A 15190-nucleotide genomic window follows, 5' to 3' on the forward strand; every position below is an offset into this window, starting at 1 on the left:
TTTTGTGGTGAGCATGGACAATCTGACGCTGCGCTATTTCGACGCCGAAATGCGCTACCTGCGCGAGGCGGGCAAGGAGTTTGCCGAGGCGTTTCCGGATCGAGCGGCGCAGCTCAACCTGGACAAGGCGGGCGCGCGTGATCCTTACGTAGAGCGTTTGTTCGAGGGCTTCGCGTTCCTGATGGGGCGCCTGCGCGAGAAGCTCGACGACGACCTGCCGGAGCTGACCGAGGGACTGGTCAGCCTGCTGTGGCCGCATTACCTGCGCACCATCCCGTCGCTGTCGGTAGTCGAGTTGGCGCCGGACATCCGCGAAATGAAGCGCTGCGAGACCATCGCCAAGGGCTTCGAGGTCCTGTCGCAGCCGGTGGAGGCCAAGCGCACGCGCTGCCATTACACCACCACCCAGGACGTGACGCTGAACCCGCTGTCCATCGAGTCGGTGCGGGTAACCAGCGAGCCGGATGGCCGCTCGGTGCTGCGCCTGCGCTTTGCCTGCTGTCCAATGGCGAACTGGTCCGAAATCGATCTGAGCCGTCTGCCGCTGTACCTCAATGCCGATGGGCCGTTGGCCTGTGCGCTGCATCGCGCCCTGACGCTCAATGCCCAGACACTCTATGTGCGTGTGCCGGGCCAGACCGACCGACTGAAACTGGATGGCCACTTCTCACCCAAGGGATTTGGCGACGAGGACCGGCTTTGGCCCAAAGGCGACAGTGCCTTCAGCGGCTATCAGCTGCTGCTGGAGTACTTCACCTTCCGCGAGAAATTCATGTTCGTCACGCTGCGCGGCCTGGAGCAGATGCCGATCCCGCCGGAGCTGTCGAGCTTCGAGCTGGACGTGGTGCTGAGTGAGCAATGGCCGCACGAATTCGTGGTGACGGCCGAGCATCTGCGCCTGCATGCCGTGCCGGTGATCAACCTTTTCGCCCTGGAAGCGGATCCACTGACGCTACTACCGTTGCAAACCGATTACCTGTTGCGGCCGATGCGACTGCAGGACGGCCACACCGAGATCTACTCGGTGGACAGTGTCTCGTCGTCCAAGCATTCCACCAAACGCGACTACGTGCCTTTCACCAGCTTCCGCCACAAGGGCGGGATGCTGCGCGACGAGGCGCCTGAGCGCTACTTCCACACGCGGATGAAGCGCGGCGCCAATGGCATGCACGACACCTGGCTGATCCTTGGCGGCGAAGGTTTTGACGCCGATCGCCTGAGCGAAACCGAAAGCCTGTCCCTGCGCCTCACCGGCACCAATGGCCAACTGCCGCGCAAGGCCTTGCAGAGCACGCTGCTGGATTCGTTGGTGAAATCGCCGCTGGCCGGTTTGAAGGTGCGCAATCTGTGTGCGCCGACCCTGCCGTGCTACCCGCCCAACCAGGACCGCTTCCACTGGCGAGTACTCAGCCACCTGGGCTCGAACTTCCTGCCCATGCTAGACAACGCCGAAGTACTGCGCGGCACCCTGGCGCTGTACGACTGGACCCACAGCGAGCTGAATCGCCGACGCCTGGCGGCCATCGTCGAAGTCCGCCATCACCTGATCCAGCGCTTCGAGAAAGGCTTCCTGCTGCGCGGCGTGGATATCGAGGTGACCCTGGACGCCAACGGCTTCAGCGGCGAAGGCGATATCAGCCTGTTCGGTGAGATGCTCAATCGCTTCTTCGCCCTGTACGCCGACATCCACCTGTTCAACCAGCTCACGCTGATCCTGCAACCTACCGGAAAGTGCCTGCGATGGAACGAGAACCACAGTCAGCGTATTCCCGGCTGAAGGCCAGCGGCCTGCTGCAAGCGCTGGAGGGGCGGATTTCCCAAGCCAACCTGTACCGTTTCTGCCAACTGGTCGAAGCGGCGGCGCCGGGCAATCCGCCACTGGGTACGACGACGCGGCCCAGTGACGATGCCGTACGCTTCCGCCCGCACCCTGGCATGGGCTTCCCCGCTGGTGAACTCAAGGCCATCGAGTACGACGACGAGCATCCGGAGCGCCCCCCCACAGTGCGTACCCGGTTGCTCGGGCTGTACGGTGTCGACTCGCCGCTACCCACCGCCTACCTGGACGACATCGCCCAGCGCCGCGAAGGCCATGAAGCGCTCGAGGCCTTCCTCGACATCTTCAACCACCGGATCTTCACCCAGTTCTACCGCATCTGGCGCAAGTACTCCTACCCGGCCACCTTCGAGGCGGGCGGTGCGGACAAGACCTCGCAGTGCCTGCTCGGCCTGATCGGCTTGGGCATCCCTGGAACGGCCAACCACATCGCCACACCGGTCTCGCGGTTTCTCGCATTGCTCAGCGTGATGCGTTTACCCACACGAAACGCCGAGGGCATCGGTGCGCTGGTAAAGCTGTTGGCGCCGAACACCCAAGTGCGGGTAACCCCGCATTGGCCGCGCAAGGTGCCACTGGCTCAGCCGGCCAGCCTATCGCGCGAGAACCCGGTCAGCCTGTCCCAAGGCACACCGTTGGGCAGCGTGGGCGCGGATGCCAATAGCCAGGTGCGACTGGAACTGCTCACCGAAGACCTGACCGAGGCCCAAGGCTGGTTGCCAGGGCAACAGCTTCACACCGACCTGCTGGTACTTCTGCGGGTGTACCTGGGGTGGCGCTGCACCGCCAAGCTGGTACTCACGCTGCCGGTGAAATGCCTGCCGAAACCGATGCTGGGTGGCCCTCCCGTATGGCTGGGACTCACCGGCGTACTGGGGCTCACCCCCGACCATCCGGCCGCTGCCGAGCAGCCGTGCATCACCGTCAACCTCGGCCGCTACCAAGGACTGACCCAGAACCACAAACCCAGGGAGACACAGCATGTCGCGTACCGCATTTAAGATGCTGCTGGCCACCACGACGCTTGCCTTTATCCTCGCCGGCTGCGGGCTGACCCAGCGTGCCGTGGACGGTGGTAGCGCTGTCGCGCACGGCATCTTCTATAAGCAGGTCAAGGTGCTGCATCTGGACCTGAACGCCCGTGCGGCGCTGAACACCGCCAGCTCCGACATGTCCGGGCTATCGGTGTCGACCCTGGTGCGCGTGTACCAGCTGAAGGACCGGAAGTCGCTCGACGCGGCGGACTATCAGGGCTTGCTTAACGAGGGGGATAGCGTCCTGGCGGCAGACCTGCTCGATTCGCAGCGGGTGGTAGTGAAACCCGATGAGGGCGCACAACTGAACGTGCCGTTATCCCTGGATGCGCAGTACGTTGCAGTGGTCGCACTGTTTCGCTCGCCTGATACTGAGAACGGCACCTGGCGCATAGTGCTGGCCCGCGAGGACCTGGACCCGGACCAGCCACGAGTGGTTGAGCTAGGCGACAACGCGCTGAACCTGGTGCCGATGCCGAAGAAGGATTCCTGGTGGTGAGTGAACAGAACCCCTCGCTGTATGAACTCTTGCTGCAGAACTTCACCGGCGAGCTCGACCTGCATCGGGTGCGCGAAGGGGACCAGGTTCTGCTCTCGGTACTCGACAACCTGCAGCGCATACTTAACTGCCGCGCCGGTACCCTCAGCCATTTGCCCGACTATGGGTTGCCGGACATGAGCCAGATCCTCCACGGCATGCCAGGCAGCGCTCACGGGTTGATGGGGACCATGGAACGCATGCTGCTCAAGTACGAGCCGCGTCTGGCCGCGGTGAACATCGAACTGCTGCCGCAAACCCTGCCCGGACATCTCGAGTACACCGTGGCGGTGGAGCTGTATGACGGCCTGCGTGCGACCTTCAGCACCACGCTCGCCCCAGAGGGCCGGGTGCTGATGCGCCACCTGAAACAGCAGGAGTACCTGACGTCGTGAGGTCTTCAAGGAACCCCAAGTCGCGGACATTGCTGCATAAGAGGCCGAGGCTCACTTACAAGATCTCTGGCGGTAAATGGACCTCCTCGAACATTTCTCCACCCGAAGACTTTCATTAGCTCAAGGGTGAGGTGAGTCTCGATTTCCAATGCGCGCCGCCAGGTCCTAGCATTTGTTTCAATTATCTTGATGACTTCGATCGGCCTGTGACGTTTAGTCCATGACGATCCTTGTCCGGCGAAGTGCTCCTTGATTCGCTGATCGGGATTTTTTGATTGGCCGACGTAATACCTGTCTCCGCTTAGCTCGAGAACATAGACGAAGATTGGCTTGGTCTTACGCTTTGGCTTTTTCATCAGATGTATACCCAGACGCCTTTGAATGGCTCGATGCTTGCCAAGTGCTGCAACCCACCACCGAGTTCCAAGTCATTTCCGTCCATTCGATGCCGGTCTGCGTACTCATTGCACCGTCACTCCTGTCGTGCGTCGATGTTAGTGAGAAGCTGGCACTTGAGTCAAAGTGCTGGCATTTAGTTCGAGAGCCGGCCTCGCAGCGAGGCCACCAAAGGAGATGGCAGGGTCGATATAGCGCATCGCCGATTTGATGTCTTTCCACCCCACGTAGGTCATCAGCGCCTTGATGTCCCAGCCATTGGCCGTGGCCCAGGTGGCGAAGCCGCGACGCAATGAGTGGCTGGTATACGCTTCGGCCGGAATGCCAGCATGCTGCAGAATCTGGCGCAGTAGGTTGATCAGGCTGCCCGGATTCAAGGCGTTTTCGCCCAAATGGCCCCAGCGATCCAGTCGACGAAACACGGCGCCGCGAACAATTCCCGCCGCACTGATCCAGTCCATGTAGGCCTGCACCGGGCAGAGGCGTTTCAATGCCGGGGCGTAGTGGGTGGTGCCGTGGTTGTCCCGGTCACCCTTGCTCCAGGGCAGGAACATCGTCATGCCGGCACCTGCTTCGGCCTGGATATGTTCGACCTGTAGGCGACACAGCTCATCGCTACGAAAACCACGCCAGAACCCAATCAGCAGTAGCGCAATGTCTCGCCGACAGCGCAGATAACCCGCCAATTCACCGGCCTGGTACGCACGAGCAGCTTCCTGTTCCAGCCAGTGGATCGCTTGCTCCAAGTGCAGCAATTGCAGCGGAGCGGCCTGCTTGGCCTGGACCGGGTGCAATGTGCGGATGCCTTTGAGGACCTGGCGCACCATGGGCGTCTTGGTCGGATCGGGAAAGCCCTGACTAATGTGCCATTGGGCTAGGGCGGCGAGGCGCTGCTTGAGGGTATTGAGGCTGAGGCTGTCGGCGTAGTCCACCAGGTAGCGGACGATGCTGTCGCTGGTAGCTGGCAGGAAGCCGCCCCAGGTTACCTCGAAGTGCTCGAGGGCGGATTGGTAACTGCGCCGTGTGTTCTCCCGTGTACCCGCCTGTAGGTATCGCTCGACGTCCTTCATCGTCCAACCACGTTCGTTTCGTACCGGAAATCAGGTCATCCTCGACCAAATCTGACCTTCTCATAGAATAACCCTCCATTATTTTATCAGAAAAAGTGACCGACAATCGGCCTTATTTACTTCATAATCAGTATGTATTTACGTGGTATGTATTCCGATACGAAATCGTAGGAGTAGCTATGGCCCGTGGCGGCATCAACAAGGCGCTGGTTCAGAAGGCACGACAGGTCCTCCAGGCACGGGGCGAGCATCCGAGTATCGATGCCGTCCGCGTTGAACTGGGTAATACCGGCTCGAAAACCACCATTCACCGCTATCTAAAGGAGCTAGAGGCGGCAGACCAGGGGCGTGGTGCAGCTCCTGCACAGTTCAGTGACCAGTTGGCCAGCCTGGTGGCGCATTTGGCCGAGCAGTTGCAGGAGGAAGCACAGGCTGCGGTGGCCCAGGAGCGCGAGCAATTGGTCCGCGAGCGCCGGGACTACCAGGACCGACTCCGCCAGGCAGAGGACCGTGGCCAGCGCTTCGAAGTCCAGAGTGCTGCTCTGGCCGAGCAGTTGCAGGCATCCCAGCAAGCGCTTCATCAGGAGCAGCAGCAACGCCAACAGGCCGACATTGAAAATGCCCGCCTGCTCCAGGCTAACAGTGACATAGACACCCGGTTGCAGGATCGCGACGGGCAGATTCGATCGCTGGAAGAGAAGCATCAGCATGCGCGCGATGCCCTGGAGCACTATCGCCAGGCCGCCAAGGAGCAGCGAGAGCAGGAACAGCGCAGGCACGAGGGGCAGGTGCAGCAACTGCAACTGGAACTGCGGCAGCTGCAACAGACGCTAATGATCAAGCAGGACGAACTGACGCAACTGAACCGCGATAACGCTCGCCTGCTGGCGGAAGCCCGTCAGCAGCAAAAAGATCTACAGGCCCAGCAGCGGCAACTGGAGCATCACGAGCAGACCCTGGTGAAAGAGCGGCGCTCTTTAATGCAGGTCGGGCAGGAGAGCGGTGCTTTGCGAGAGCGCTGCGATATGCTTCAAGGCGAAGTCGATCGCTTGAGCGAAGCCAAGTACACCCAAGGTCAGCAGGTGCAGAGCCTTCAGGAACGTCTGCTCGAAGCCCTCATGCAGTTGAAACTCCATAACCATCCCCCAGCGGATACTGGCAACACGGACCACACCCGCTCCCTAACCGACAGCAAAGAGGAGAGGGGCGAATGATGAATGAACTCTTCGGATGGCAGCCGCGCTAGATCAAGCACATGGCCCGTGTATCGCCTTTGCCGAAAACAATAGAAAATCCTTTCCGTTCAATGTGTTGAAGCGACATTTAACATTATCGGGCGTTGGGCAAAATTAGCCTCAATGTGGCGCCCGGCGACATCAGCGCCAGTTCAACTGACGCCGTCAACGGTTCGCAGCTCAATGCGACCAACCAGCAGGTGGACCAGAACACCACCAACATCAGCAACGTCACCAGCAATATCAGCAACCTCACGACCAACATCGACAATGGGACGATCGGCCCGGTGCAGCGTACCGGTACGGATCAACTGTCGTTGATTGCCGCCGGCGGCGATGCCTATGCGCCGGGGGCTGCCCAGGTGCTGACCAACGTAGCGGCAGGTGCAGTCAACGCCACTTCGACGGACGCTATCAATGGCTCGCAACTGCACGACACCAATCAGCAGGTCGACGCCAACACCACCCAGATCACCCACCTCGATGGCCGGGTGACCAATGTGGAAGGCGACGTGACCACGCTGCAAGGCGATGTGACCAACCTCGGCGACAACGTCAAGAACATCTACAACACCGGCACCAAGTACTTCCACGCCAACTCCACCGGCACCGACTCCTCCGCCACTGGCGTGGATTCGGTGGCCATCGGCATGGGCGCGGTATCCAGTCATGACGGCAGCGTCGCGCTGGGCGCCGGCTCCGTCGCTGACGGCAGCACGCTGGGACATCAGGCCTATCTGGTGGGCGGCACCGCCAACGGCGAAGTGAATGTCGGCGCCCGTCGCATCACCGGCCTCTCGGCCGGCGCGGATGACTCCGATGCGGTGAACGTCGCCCAACTCAAGCAGGTGTCGGGCGCGGCAACCGAAGGCTCGGTCAAGTACGACCTGAACGGCGACGGCAGCATCAACTACAACAGCGTGACCATGGGTGGCAGCACCTACAACAGCGTAACCAGGACCGGCGGCACCAGGATTACCAATGTCGCACGCGGGGAGGGCGACAGTGACGCGGTGAACATGTCCCAGCTCAACGAAACCAACGCCCACGTCACCAACATCGACGGCCGCGTCACCACCGTCGAGGGCAGCATCACCAGCATCAACAATGGCGGCGGCATCAAGTACTTCCACGCCAACTCGAGCAAGGCTGACTCAGCCGCCAGTGGTGCCGATTCGATCGCCGTCGGTCCCAATGCCCAGGCTAGCGGCAAGGGCGCAGTTGCCGTTGGCGACGGTGCCAGCGCTTCGGCAGATGGCAGCGTGGCGCTGGGGCAGGGCGCCAGCGACAACGGCCGCGGCGCCGAAAGCTACACCGGCAAGTACTCCAACGCGGCCAACGCCAGCGTCGGAACCGTCTCGGTGGGCAATGGCGCAACAGGCGAAACCCGCACCCTCAGCAATGTCGCCGATGGCAAGGAGGCCACCGACGCGGTCAACCTGCGCCAACTCGACGGCGCCGTGACGGAGTCCAAGCAGTACACCGACGACTCCATCCACAACGTCAACACCCAGGTCGCCAGCGTCACCACCAATGTCAGCAACCTCGACAACCGGGTCACCCATGTCGAAGGCAACGTGAGCAACGTGCAGAACGGCACCGACGGCATGTTCCAAGTAAACAACAGTAGCCACCTGCCCAAGCCGAAGGCTGTCGGCAGTGACTCGGTGGCCGGCGGCGCCGGCGCCGAAGCGGTGGCCGACAACAGCACCGCGATCGGCTCCAACGCCAAGGCAAAAGGGCGCAACTCGGTTGCCATCGGCGCGAACTCGGTGGCTGAGCGCGACAACAGCGTCTCCGTCGGCAGCGCCGGCGCCGAGCGGCAGGTCACCAACGTGGCCGCCGGCACCGCGCCGACCGACGCCGTGAACGTCGGCCAGTTGCAGCGGAGCATGGGCGATATCTCCGACCAGTTCTACGACTACACCGACTCCCGCTACAACGCGCTGCGCCATGACCTGAAGAAACAGGACGACATCCTCAGCTCGGGCATCGCCGGCGCGATGGCCATGGCCACGCTGCCACAGCCGTACTCGCCGGGAGCCAGCATGGCCACGGTCGGGCTTGGCAACTTCCGTGGCCAAGGGGCGCTGGCAGTCGGCGTATCGAAGATTTCCGACAACGGCAAATGGGTCACCAAGCTGCAGGGCAGCACGACCAGCCAGGGTGAAACCGGCGTTGCCGTCGGCCTCGGTTATCAGTGGTGAATCTTTCCATCCAGGCCCGGCTTCGGCCGGGCCAGTTCCAGGAGATCAACATGAATACTTTCAGTACCGTCGCCATACGCGCACTGGTCACGACTTGCGCCGGCCTGTTGCTGGCTGCCTGCGGCACCCTCAGCCAGGTCGACGAGCAAGGCCATAGCGCCGCGCCCAAATTTCCCGCAATCAGCGAGTCCTACCGCCCACAAGGCAGCTACGCGAGCCTTGAGAACCTGGAGAAGATCCAGCCCGGCATGAGCAAGGCACAACTGTACGAACTGCTTGGTACGCCGCACTTCCACGAAGGTCTTTTCGCGGTGCGCGAGTGGGACTACATCCTGCGCTTCCGGCGTGCTGGCCAAGCCGACCTGGTCTGCCAGTACAAGGTGCTGTTCGACAAGGACCTGCAAGCCCAGAGTTTCCTGTTTTCCCCGGCTGACTGCCTCGCTCAGCTCCAGCCGGCGACCAGTCCCACCGTCCAGCCTGTCCCGACGGTGCAGCGGGTCACGCTGTCCGCCGACGCCAGCTTCGCCTTCGACCGAGCTGACCTGAGCGCTGCCGGCCGCAGCAATCTGGATCGCCTGGCCGTGCGGATTCGCCACGAGCATCCGCAGCACATCGCCGTGACCGGCCACTCCGACCGTCTCGGCTCGCGATCCCACAACCTCGACCTCTCGCTACGGCGTGCCGAAGCGGTCCGCGATTACCTCGCCGCTGCGGGCGTTCCGGCAGGGGTGATGCAGGTTCGAGGCATCGGCGCAGCCGAGCCAGTGGTGAATTGCCCGGACGCACCACGGGAGCAATTGATCCAGTGCCTGGCCAGTAATCGCCGGGTCGTCGTCGAATTCGCCGCCAGCGCGGCGCAGCCCATCCAGAGTGAGGAGTGAATCATGACTATTTCCAGCAAATGGCTGACCGCCACCCTGTTGCCACTGTGCCTGCTGGCCGGCTGCAATGAGCCCACTCGCAGCACCACGGGCTCCCCGGTGAAAACCGAAACCCTCGGCATCCTCGAGTACCCGGCGCTGCCTGTGATCCGTAATGCGGTGTTCAGTATGTCTCCGCTGGTAGATGGCAAGCGCAACCCGGCAGTGATGCAGCACGTTTGCGGCCTGGCACGTGGCGAGATGAAACAGGCCGATGTCGACCTCTTCGTCAGTGCCAGTGGTGAAACCGGAGAAGCCCTGAAGGAGAAGGGCGGGGTGACCGCGCTCCTGGTCAACGGCAACAAGCAGGCCCAGCAGATTGCCTGCGCTGCATTCCTGGCAACGGCCCCGCTGATCCAACTCGATGGTCAGGACTTCATCGCGCCGCAAAAAAGCGCGGATGGCAAGCTTCAGGTGTCTGCCCACCGTCTGGGCGAACTCATGGCGCTGCGCATGGCCCTGTCCCGCACTGACGCGGAGTGCTTTTCGCTGATCGCCGAAAAGCTGCAGCAGACGCCCGGCCTGACCTCCGCGCAGTATCAGGCCAGGGCCCGGGATCTGTTCTCCGAACTGGCCCCGGCCTACCTTGATCGAGTCAAACAGCAGATGCCCTTGCCGGGCACTCAGTACACCATCAAGCGGCTGGACAATGAGCGCTTTGCCTTCGGTACATCCAATGGTGGCGAGTACGAGTACGGAAACGATGGAATGACCCTGCGCCAGGACAACATCACCTGGTATGGCGATGGGATGCTGATGGGAAAACACCAGACGCTGCAGATCGCCTACTACCCGGATTCGGTGGTTAACCGCATTCAATAGATGGAGCCATTCCGGGCGTCTCAGCGCTCAGCCAGCAAAGTAATCAAGGCTGCGTTCCAGAGTTGCCATCCGATCCGCATCCCGACCGAACGGGATGCGGATTTTTTACGAACAGCCGAGCACGAGTCGACAAGGCGCGAATACCAAGGAGGAGGGCGCCGAAAGGCCAACGGCTGCAGCACCTGGCGTGGCCGCGCACACTTTTGTTTGGATCGAACCCGCTGCCTGTGCGCGCTTGGTCGCGCCAAAGGCCGGCTCATTGCCGGTCAGCCTTCGGTGCCTGATGGATGGAAATGGCTAGCCAGTGCCAGGGCCGCCGGGCGCCACCATGGGTTGCCCTGGATCGCTCGCAGCGCCAACCGAATATCGAAGCAAACGCGCATACCCGTGGAGCAAGCGGATCGACGGCGATACCGGTCAACTCGACTACCTGTCGCTGCTGTCCGCGGAGTGAGTCAAGAAATGGTGGAGCGGCGTTCCGGCCATTCACCTCAGGCCTGCACGGACCAAAACCAAGACCATGAGCCGTTGTAGAGGCATGGCAGCTGATACCGTGACTAGCCAAGGAGTGGGGTTGTCGTTCTGATCGAGCAGATAAACACAGAATGGCTGGAGTGCTGCCAGTCGCATCTATGCAATTTAACATAATATACATTATGCGAAGCTAAGGATAAGGGCGTGCACCCTGGAACAGGCATCCTGCGCCAGGATCAAGATACGGCCAACGGTCCAGGGCCAGTGCGTCGCCCGCCCTGACACTGAATACTCCTCGAAGCCTTGGCGATGAATTTGCGGCCGTGTTGATCGCTGGCTGTCCGGCGCGACTGGCAGATATGGATCAACACGCTCGCCTGGGTATCTGTTGTTCATGATCGATACCGTCGCGCCCGACAATGTGCGTTAGCCATCTAAGGCTTCACGTTAAATACGTGATCACCCATTTCCTGCCTGACTGATTGTCCGGATGATTCTTATCGAATTTTCTCACAAACTCCTAGGCGCTCTTCAGGGCACGTAAAACTACTTTAAATCCGTCAACGGCTCGATTTAGCCAATGCCATTTATTTCATGATTGGTGGACAGGTTCGAGTTTTCCGAAACCCAGGATCAGAACCAAGTTGGCTGTCCTACCATCTGACTGTCGACTGATAAATCAGCAACTGAATATGCAGTTGAACCTCAAGCCGACAATGAAAACCCCAATAATTAAGAGATGAACGACTATGAAAGCAACTTCGAAAAATGTCGCAGCAATGGTTTCTCTTTGTCTCATGATGGCAGGCTCTGCGCTCCTCGCGGAGTCAGCCAGCGCGGCGACAGTCAGGCCGAATGCGCCGATTAAAATAAAGTCCAGTAGTCCGTATGGTGGCGGTACATTCTGCAGCGGACACCTCAAGCTGTGCACAGCTGCAAAAGTGGTATGCGGCCGCTGCTGATTTAACGCGCGCGACTCTTTGTAGTGCGATCCCGTGCCGGTCCGGCCTGCTGTGCGGACCGGCATTTCCATTCAATCACCAAGAATTTATTGACATTATAAAAGCTTGCTGGGCCCTTAATGAATTATGACTCCCCTCCCCCTCAGGATGCTTGCGGTTCGTATCGCAGTGCTTGGCCTGTTCTTAATTATCTTGAATGCCTGTGACGCCAAGTTCCCCTCAGGTAAACAAGAAAGATATCTGACAAGTCCTGTTTCCAGGGGGTCTTTATCAGACGAGGTGCTTGCAGTAGGGAGCCTGCAAGCAGTTGATCAGGTTGATATTGGAGCCCAGGTTTCAGGTCAACTGAAGAAACTTGCCGTTCGTCTAGGCGATTCCGTTCATAAAAATCAGTTGCTTGCTGAGCTTGATCCGATACTGCCATTGAATTCCCTGAAGGCGGCACAGGCCAGAAGCCGGCGCCTGGAGGCCGAACGAGAGGCCCAGGTCGCCCGTGTAGACCTTGCAACTTTCAAATGGCAAAGCCAATCGCAAATGATTTCTGAAGGGGCGACTGCCCGGCAGTCGTTCGAAGAGGCGCGCGTACAACTGAAGATCGAACGGGCCAACCTCGCGTCCCTCGATGCCCAGATTCAAGAGGCACAAATTGAGGTGCAAACAGCAGAAGCCCACCTGGCTTTCACCCGTATAACTGCTCCGATGGACGGAACGGTTGTGAGCATTACTACCCAGCAGGGGCAAACTGTGATCGCCGAACAAGAGGCGCCGGTCATCCTCAAGTTGGCCAATTTGAGCACGATGACAATTCGAGCACAGGTTTCTGAAGCGGATATCCGTCGTGTACAACCGGGGCAAGCAGCCTATTTCACTACGCTCGGTGATTCCGATACTCGTCATCCGGCGATTCTTCGGAATATTGAGCCTGCACCGCAGAACTTCCTCGCCTCCCAAAGTGGCAGCGACTCCTCTCGCTTCGCTTCGGCAGTTTTCTATGCCGCATTATTCGATGTTGAAAATCCTGATTCGATCCTGCGGATTGGCGAGACTGCTCAGGTGCATATCTTGCTCGCTACTGCGAGTAACGCGTTGACAATTCCTCTGGCCGCGCTCAATAGCCGCGAGCCGAATGGCGCCGCCAAAGTGAGGGTGCTGGAAAATCATGGTGCTGTGACAGAGCGCGGCATACACGTGGGCATCTCGAATGAATTGAATGCCGAGGTCATCGACGGCCTCAATGAGGGCGAAGAGGTAATCCTTGGCGAGCTTCAGCAAGATGCTGATGAATGAAAATTCGCCGGCGCGTCCCCTGCTTTCGCTACAGGGGGTATCACGTTATCTGTGCGCCGACGGCCACAGGATCAGCATACTGCAGGACATCAACCTGACGATTAATGCAGGTGAAATACTCGCCATTGTCGGGCCATCCGGTTCGGGCAAGTCCACGCTTTTAAACCTGCTCGGCTGTCTGGATCGCCCGGACTCAGGCAGTTACAGGGTGGATGGCGAGGAAGTATCACAACTTTCCAGCGACAACAGGGCTGCACTCCGCCGCGAGCGCTTTGGCTTCATATTTCAGCGCTACCACCTGATAGGACAATGCAGCGCTCGCGAGAACGTGGAACTGCCAGGATTTTACCGTGGCACACCTGCCGGCCTACGACGCAAACGCGCAGTGATGTTACTGGAGCAACTTGGCCTTTCAGAACGCCTGCTGCATCGGCCCGAAGAATTGTCCGGTGGCCAGCAACAGCGAGTCAGTATCGCAAGAGCACTGATGAATGGCGGGTCGGTAATTTTGGCCGACGAGCCGACCGGAGCCCTGGATAGCGAAAGTGGCGAGACTGTTCTGCAGACTCTGCTAGGGCTCAACGCTGCGGGGAGCACTTTGATCATCGTGACGCACGATGAACACCTCGCGGCTCGCGCCCATCGAGTAGTTCGATTGCATAACGGTCGCATCATCACCGACCAGCATGTTTCCAAAGCCTCTGCGGCCTTTCGCGCTGAAGCGATTCCGGCGCTGCCGCCGCCAACTTCGCAGCGGCTCAAGAACGCACTCGCTGAATTGCTGATGTCATGGCGGATGCTGCTGACACGTAAATTGCGAACCTTGCTTACTTTACTTAGCGTGGTCATCGGCGTGACCTCGGTGATATCCATCATGGCGCTTGGAGAAGGAGCGCGGCGCGACATTCTCAAGCAGGTGGCCGGAATGGGGGCGCACACTATTGATATCTATCCAGGTAGCGACTGGGGCGACAGTGACGCCCCTTCCATTTACACCCTGGTGCCCGGGGATGCGAAAGCGTTACAGGCGCTGCCGTACGTGCTTAGTGTCACTCCCGAAATGCGTGGCACCTTTTTGGTTCGACGAAATGCCAGCCATGTAACTGTGCAGGTCAGCGGTGTCGGTGAGGAATACTTTCGAGTGCGCGGCTTGCGAATGAATGAAGGCCGTGGATTTGATGCCGACTCAATGCGGCGTCAGGCACCCATTGCAGTAATAGACGCCAACCTGAAGCGCAAGCTGTTCGGCGCATCAGGCAACGCACTGGGCCAGGTCATACTGGTCAACAACTTGCTGTGTACGATCGTTGGTGTGGTGACGCTCGAGGAGGCGATCGGAAACAACTCAGGAACTCTTAACCTTTGGCTGCCCTACAGTACCGCCGGGAGCCGCCTGTTCGGCCACCAGTATCTGGACAGCATTACGCTACAGGTGAAACCTGGGCAACCCAGCGAAATAGCCGAGCAGAGCATCGTTTCACTGATGCGCGAGCGCCACGGCATCCAGGATTTTTATACCGCCAATGCAGATGCCATAGTCCGGGCGGTAGAAAAAGCTAGTCGCTCGCTCAACCTGCTGTTGTCGCTGGTCGCCGTTGTCTCCTTGCTGGTAGGCGGGGTCGGTGTAATGAACGTAATGCTGGTATCAGTAACTGAGCGAACTCGAGAGATAGGCATCCGCTTAGCCTTGGGAGCAAAGCAGGCGAACATCCTGCGTCAATTCCTGTTGGAAGCGGTACTGATCTGCCTTCCCGCCGGGGCCATTGGAATTCTGCTTTCTCTGGGACTCCAACTGGCCATGTCATTGTTCGCAACACCGTGGCAGATGGTGTTATCGAGCAGTTCGATCCTCCTTGCCTTTCTATGCTCCACGCTGGTCGGAATACTGTTTGGGTTCTTGCCCGCCTGGAAAGCCTCGCGTCTGGACCCTGCCGTGGCGTTGACACGGGATTAATGCAGCTCGTAGATGCTTGTGCCTGGTCACTGAGTTCAACGTCATTGACTTAGTAACGC

General features: G+C 59.8%; 12 protein-coding genes. 10 read left to right on the top strand and 2 right to left on the bottom strand.

Going from position 1 to position 15190, the window contains the following annotated elements:
* Positions 1–7 precede the first annotated feature (7 nt).
* The 4 genes from tssF to tssE are packed head-to-tail and all read left to right on the top strand — an operon-like array spanning position 8 to position 3804.
* Positions 8–1777: a type VI secretion system baseplate subunit TssF gene (gene tssF, locus RS899_RS11570; protein WP_315809994.1), complete on the top strand. Its 1770-nt coding sequence runs from the start codon at positions 8–10 to the stop codon at positions 1775–1777.
* The gene (gene tssG / locus RS899_RS11575; protein WP_315809995.1) at positions 1741–2838 is read left to right on the top strand and encodes a type VI secretion system baseplate subunit TssG; all 1098 of its coding nucleotides are present in this window, start codon (positions 1741–1743) and stop codon (positions 2836–2838) included. The genes tssF and tssG overlap by 37 nt, the downstream gene beginning before the upstream one ends.
* Positions 2819–3370 (top strand): type VI secretion system lipoprotein TssJ, encoded by a 552-nt coding sequence (tssJ, locus tag RS899_RS11580; RefSeq protein ID WP_315809996.1) that lies wholly within the window; start codon positions 2819–2821, stop codon positions 3368–3370. The genes tssG and tssJ overlap by 20 nt, the downstream gene beginning before the upstream one ends.
* Positions 3367–3804 (top strand): type VI secretion system baseplate subunit TssE, encoded by a 438-nt coding sequence (gene tssE, locus RS899_RS11585; RefSeq protein WP_315809997.1) that lies wholly within the window; start codon positions 3367–3369, stop codon positions 3802–3804. Before tssJ ends, tssE begins: the two co-directional genes overlap by 4 nt.
* Positions 3805–3809: 5 nt before the next feature.
* Here the strand turns inward: tssE and RS899_RS30825 are convergent, their stop codons facing one another.
* Both RS899_RS30825 and RS899_RS11590 read right to left on the bottom strand, forming a co-directional pair.
* Complete coding sequence (locus tag RS899_RS30825; RefSeq protein ID WP_409978059.1) at positions 3810–4160, bottom strand: GIY-YIG nuclease family protein; 351 nt, start codon at positions 4158–4160, stop codon at positions 3810–3812.
* A 138-nt stretch (positions 4161–4298) separates the two neighbouring features.
* Positions 4299–5270, bottom strand: a complete 972-nt coding sequence (locus RS899_RS11590; RefSeq protein ID WP_315809998.1) for a tyrosine-type recombinase/integrase — start codon at positions 5268–5270, stop codon at positions 4299–4301.
* Between the two features lie 179 nt (positions 5271–5449).
* Here RS899_RS11590 and RS899_RS11595 point away from each other — a divergent pair, with 179 nt between their 5' ends.
* The 6 genes from RS899_RS11595 (at position 5450) to RS899_RS11620 (ending at position 15131) form a co-directional block, all read left to right on the top strand.
* Entirely contained in the window at positions 5450–6484 is a 1035-nt protein-coding gene (locus tag RS899_RS11595) for a DNA-binding protein (RefSeq protein ID WP_315809999.1), read from the top strand.
* A 125-nt stretch (positions 6485–6609) separates the two neighbouring features.
* Positions 6610–8712, top strand: a complete 2103-nt coding sequence (locus RS899_RS11600; protein WP_315810000.1) for a YadA family autotransporter adhesin — start codon at positions 6610–6612, stop codon at positions 8710–8712.
* 50 nt (positions 8713–8762) lie between these two features.
* Entirely contained in the window at positions 8763–9593 is an 831-nt protein-coding gene (locus RS899_RS11605; protein ID WP_315810001.1) for an OmpA family protein, read from the top strand.
* Positions 9594–9596: 3 nt separating this feature from the next.
* Positions 9597–10454, top strand: coding sequence for a hypothetical protein (locus RS899_RS11610; protein WP_315810002.1), 858 nt, complete (start codon positions 9597–9599; stop codon positions 10452–10454).
* Positions 10455–12058: 1604 nt separating this feature from the next.
* The gene (locus RS899_RS11615) at positions 12059–13177 is read left to right on the top strand and encodes an efflux RND transporter periplasmic adaptor subunit (protein WP_315810003.1); all 1119 of its coding nucleotides are present in this window, start codon (positions 12059–12061) and stop codon (positions 13175–13177) included.
* A complete protein-coding gene (locus tag RS899_RS11620; protein WP_409978080.1) occupies positions 13170–15131 on the top strand; it encodes a MacB family efflux pump subunit in 1962 nt (653 codons plus the stop codon). Before RS899_RS11615 ends, RS899_RS11620 begins: the two co-directional genes overlap by 8 nt.
* Positions 15132–15190 lie beyond the last annotated feature (59 nt).

Origin of the sequence: Pseudomonas sp. C9-3, from assembly GCF_032392015.1 — a bacterium.
Classification (GTDB): domain Bacteria; phylum Pseudomonadota; class Gammaproteobacteria; order Pseudomonadales; family Pseudomonadaceae; genus Pseudomonas; species Pseudomonas nitroreducens.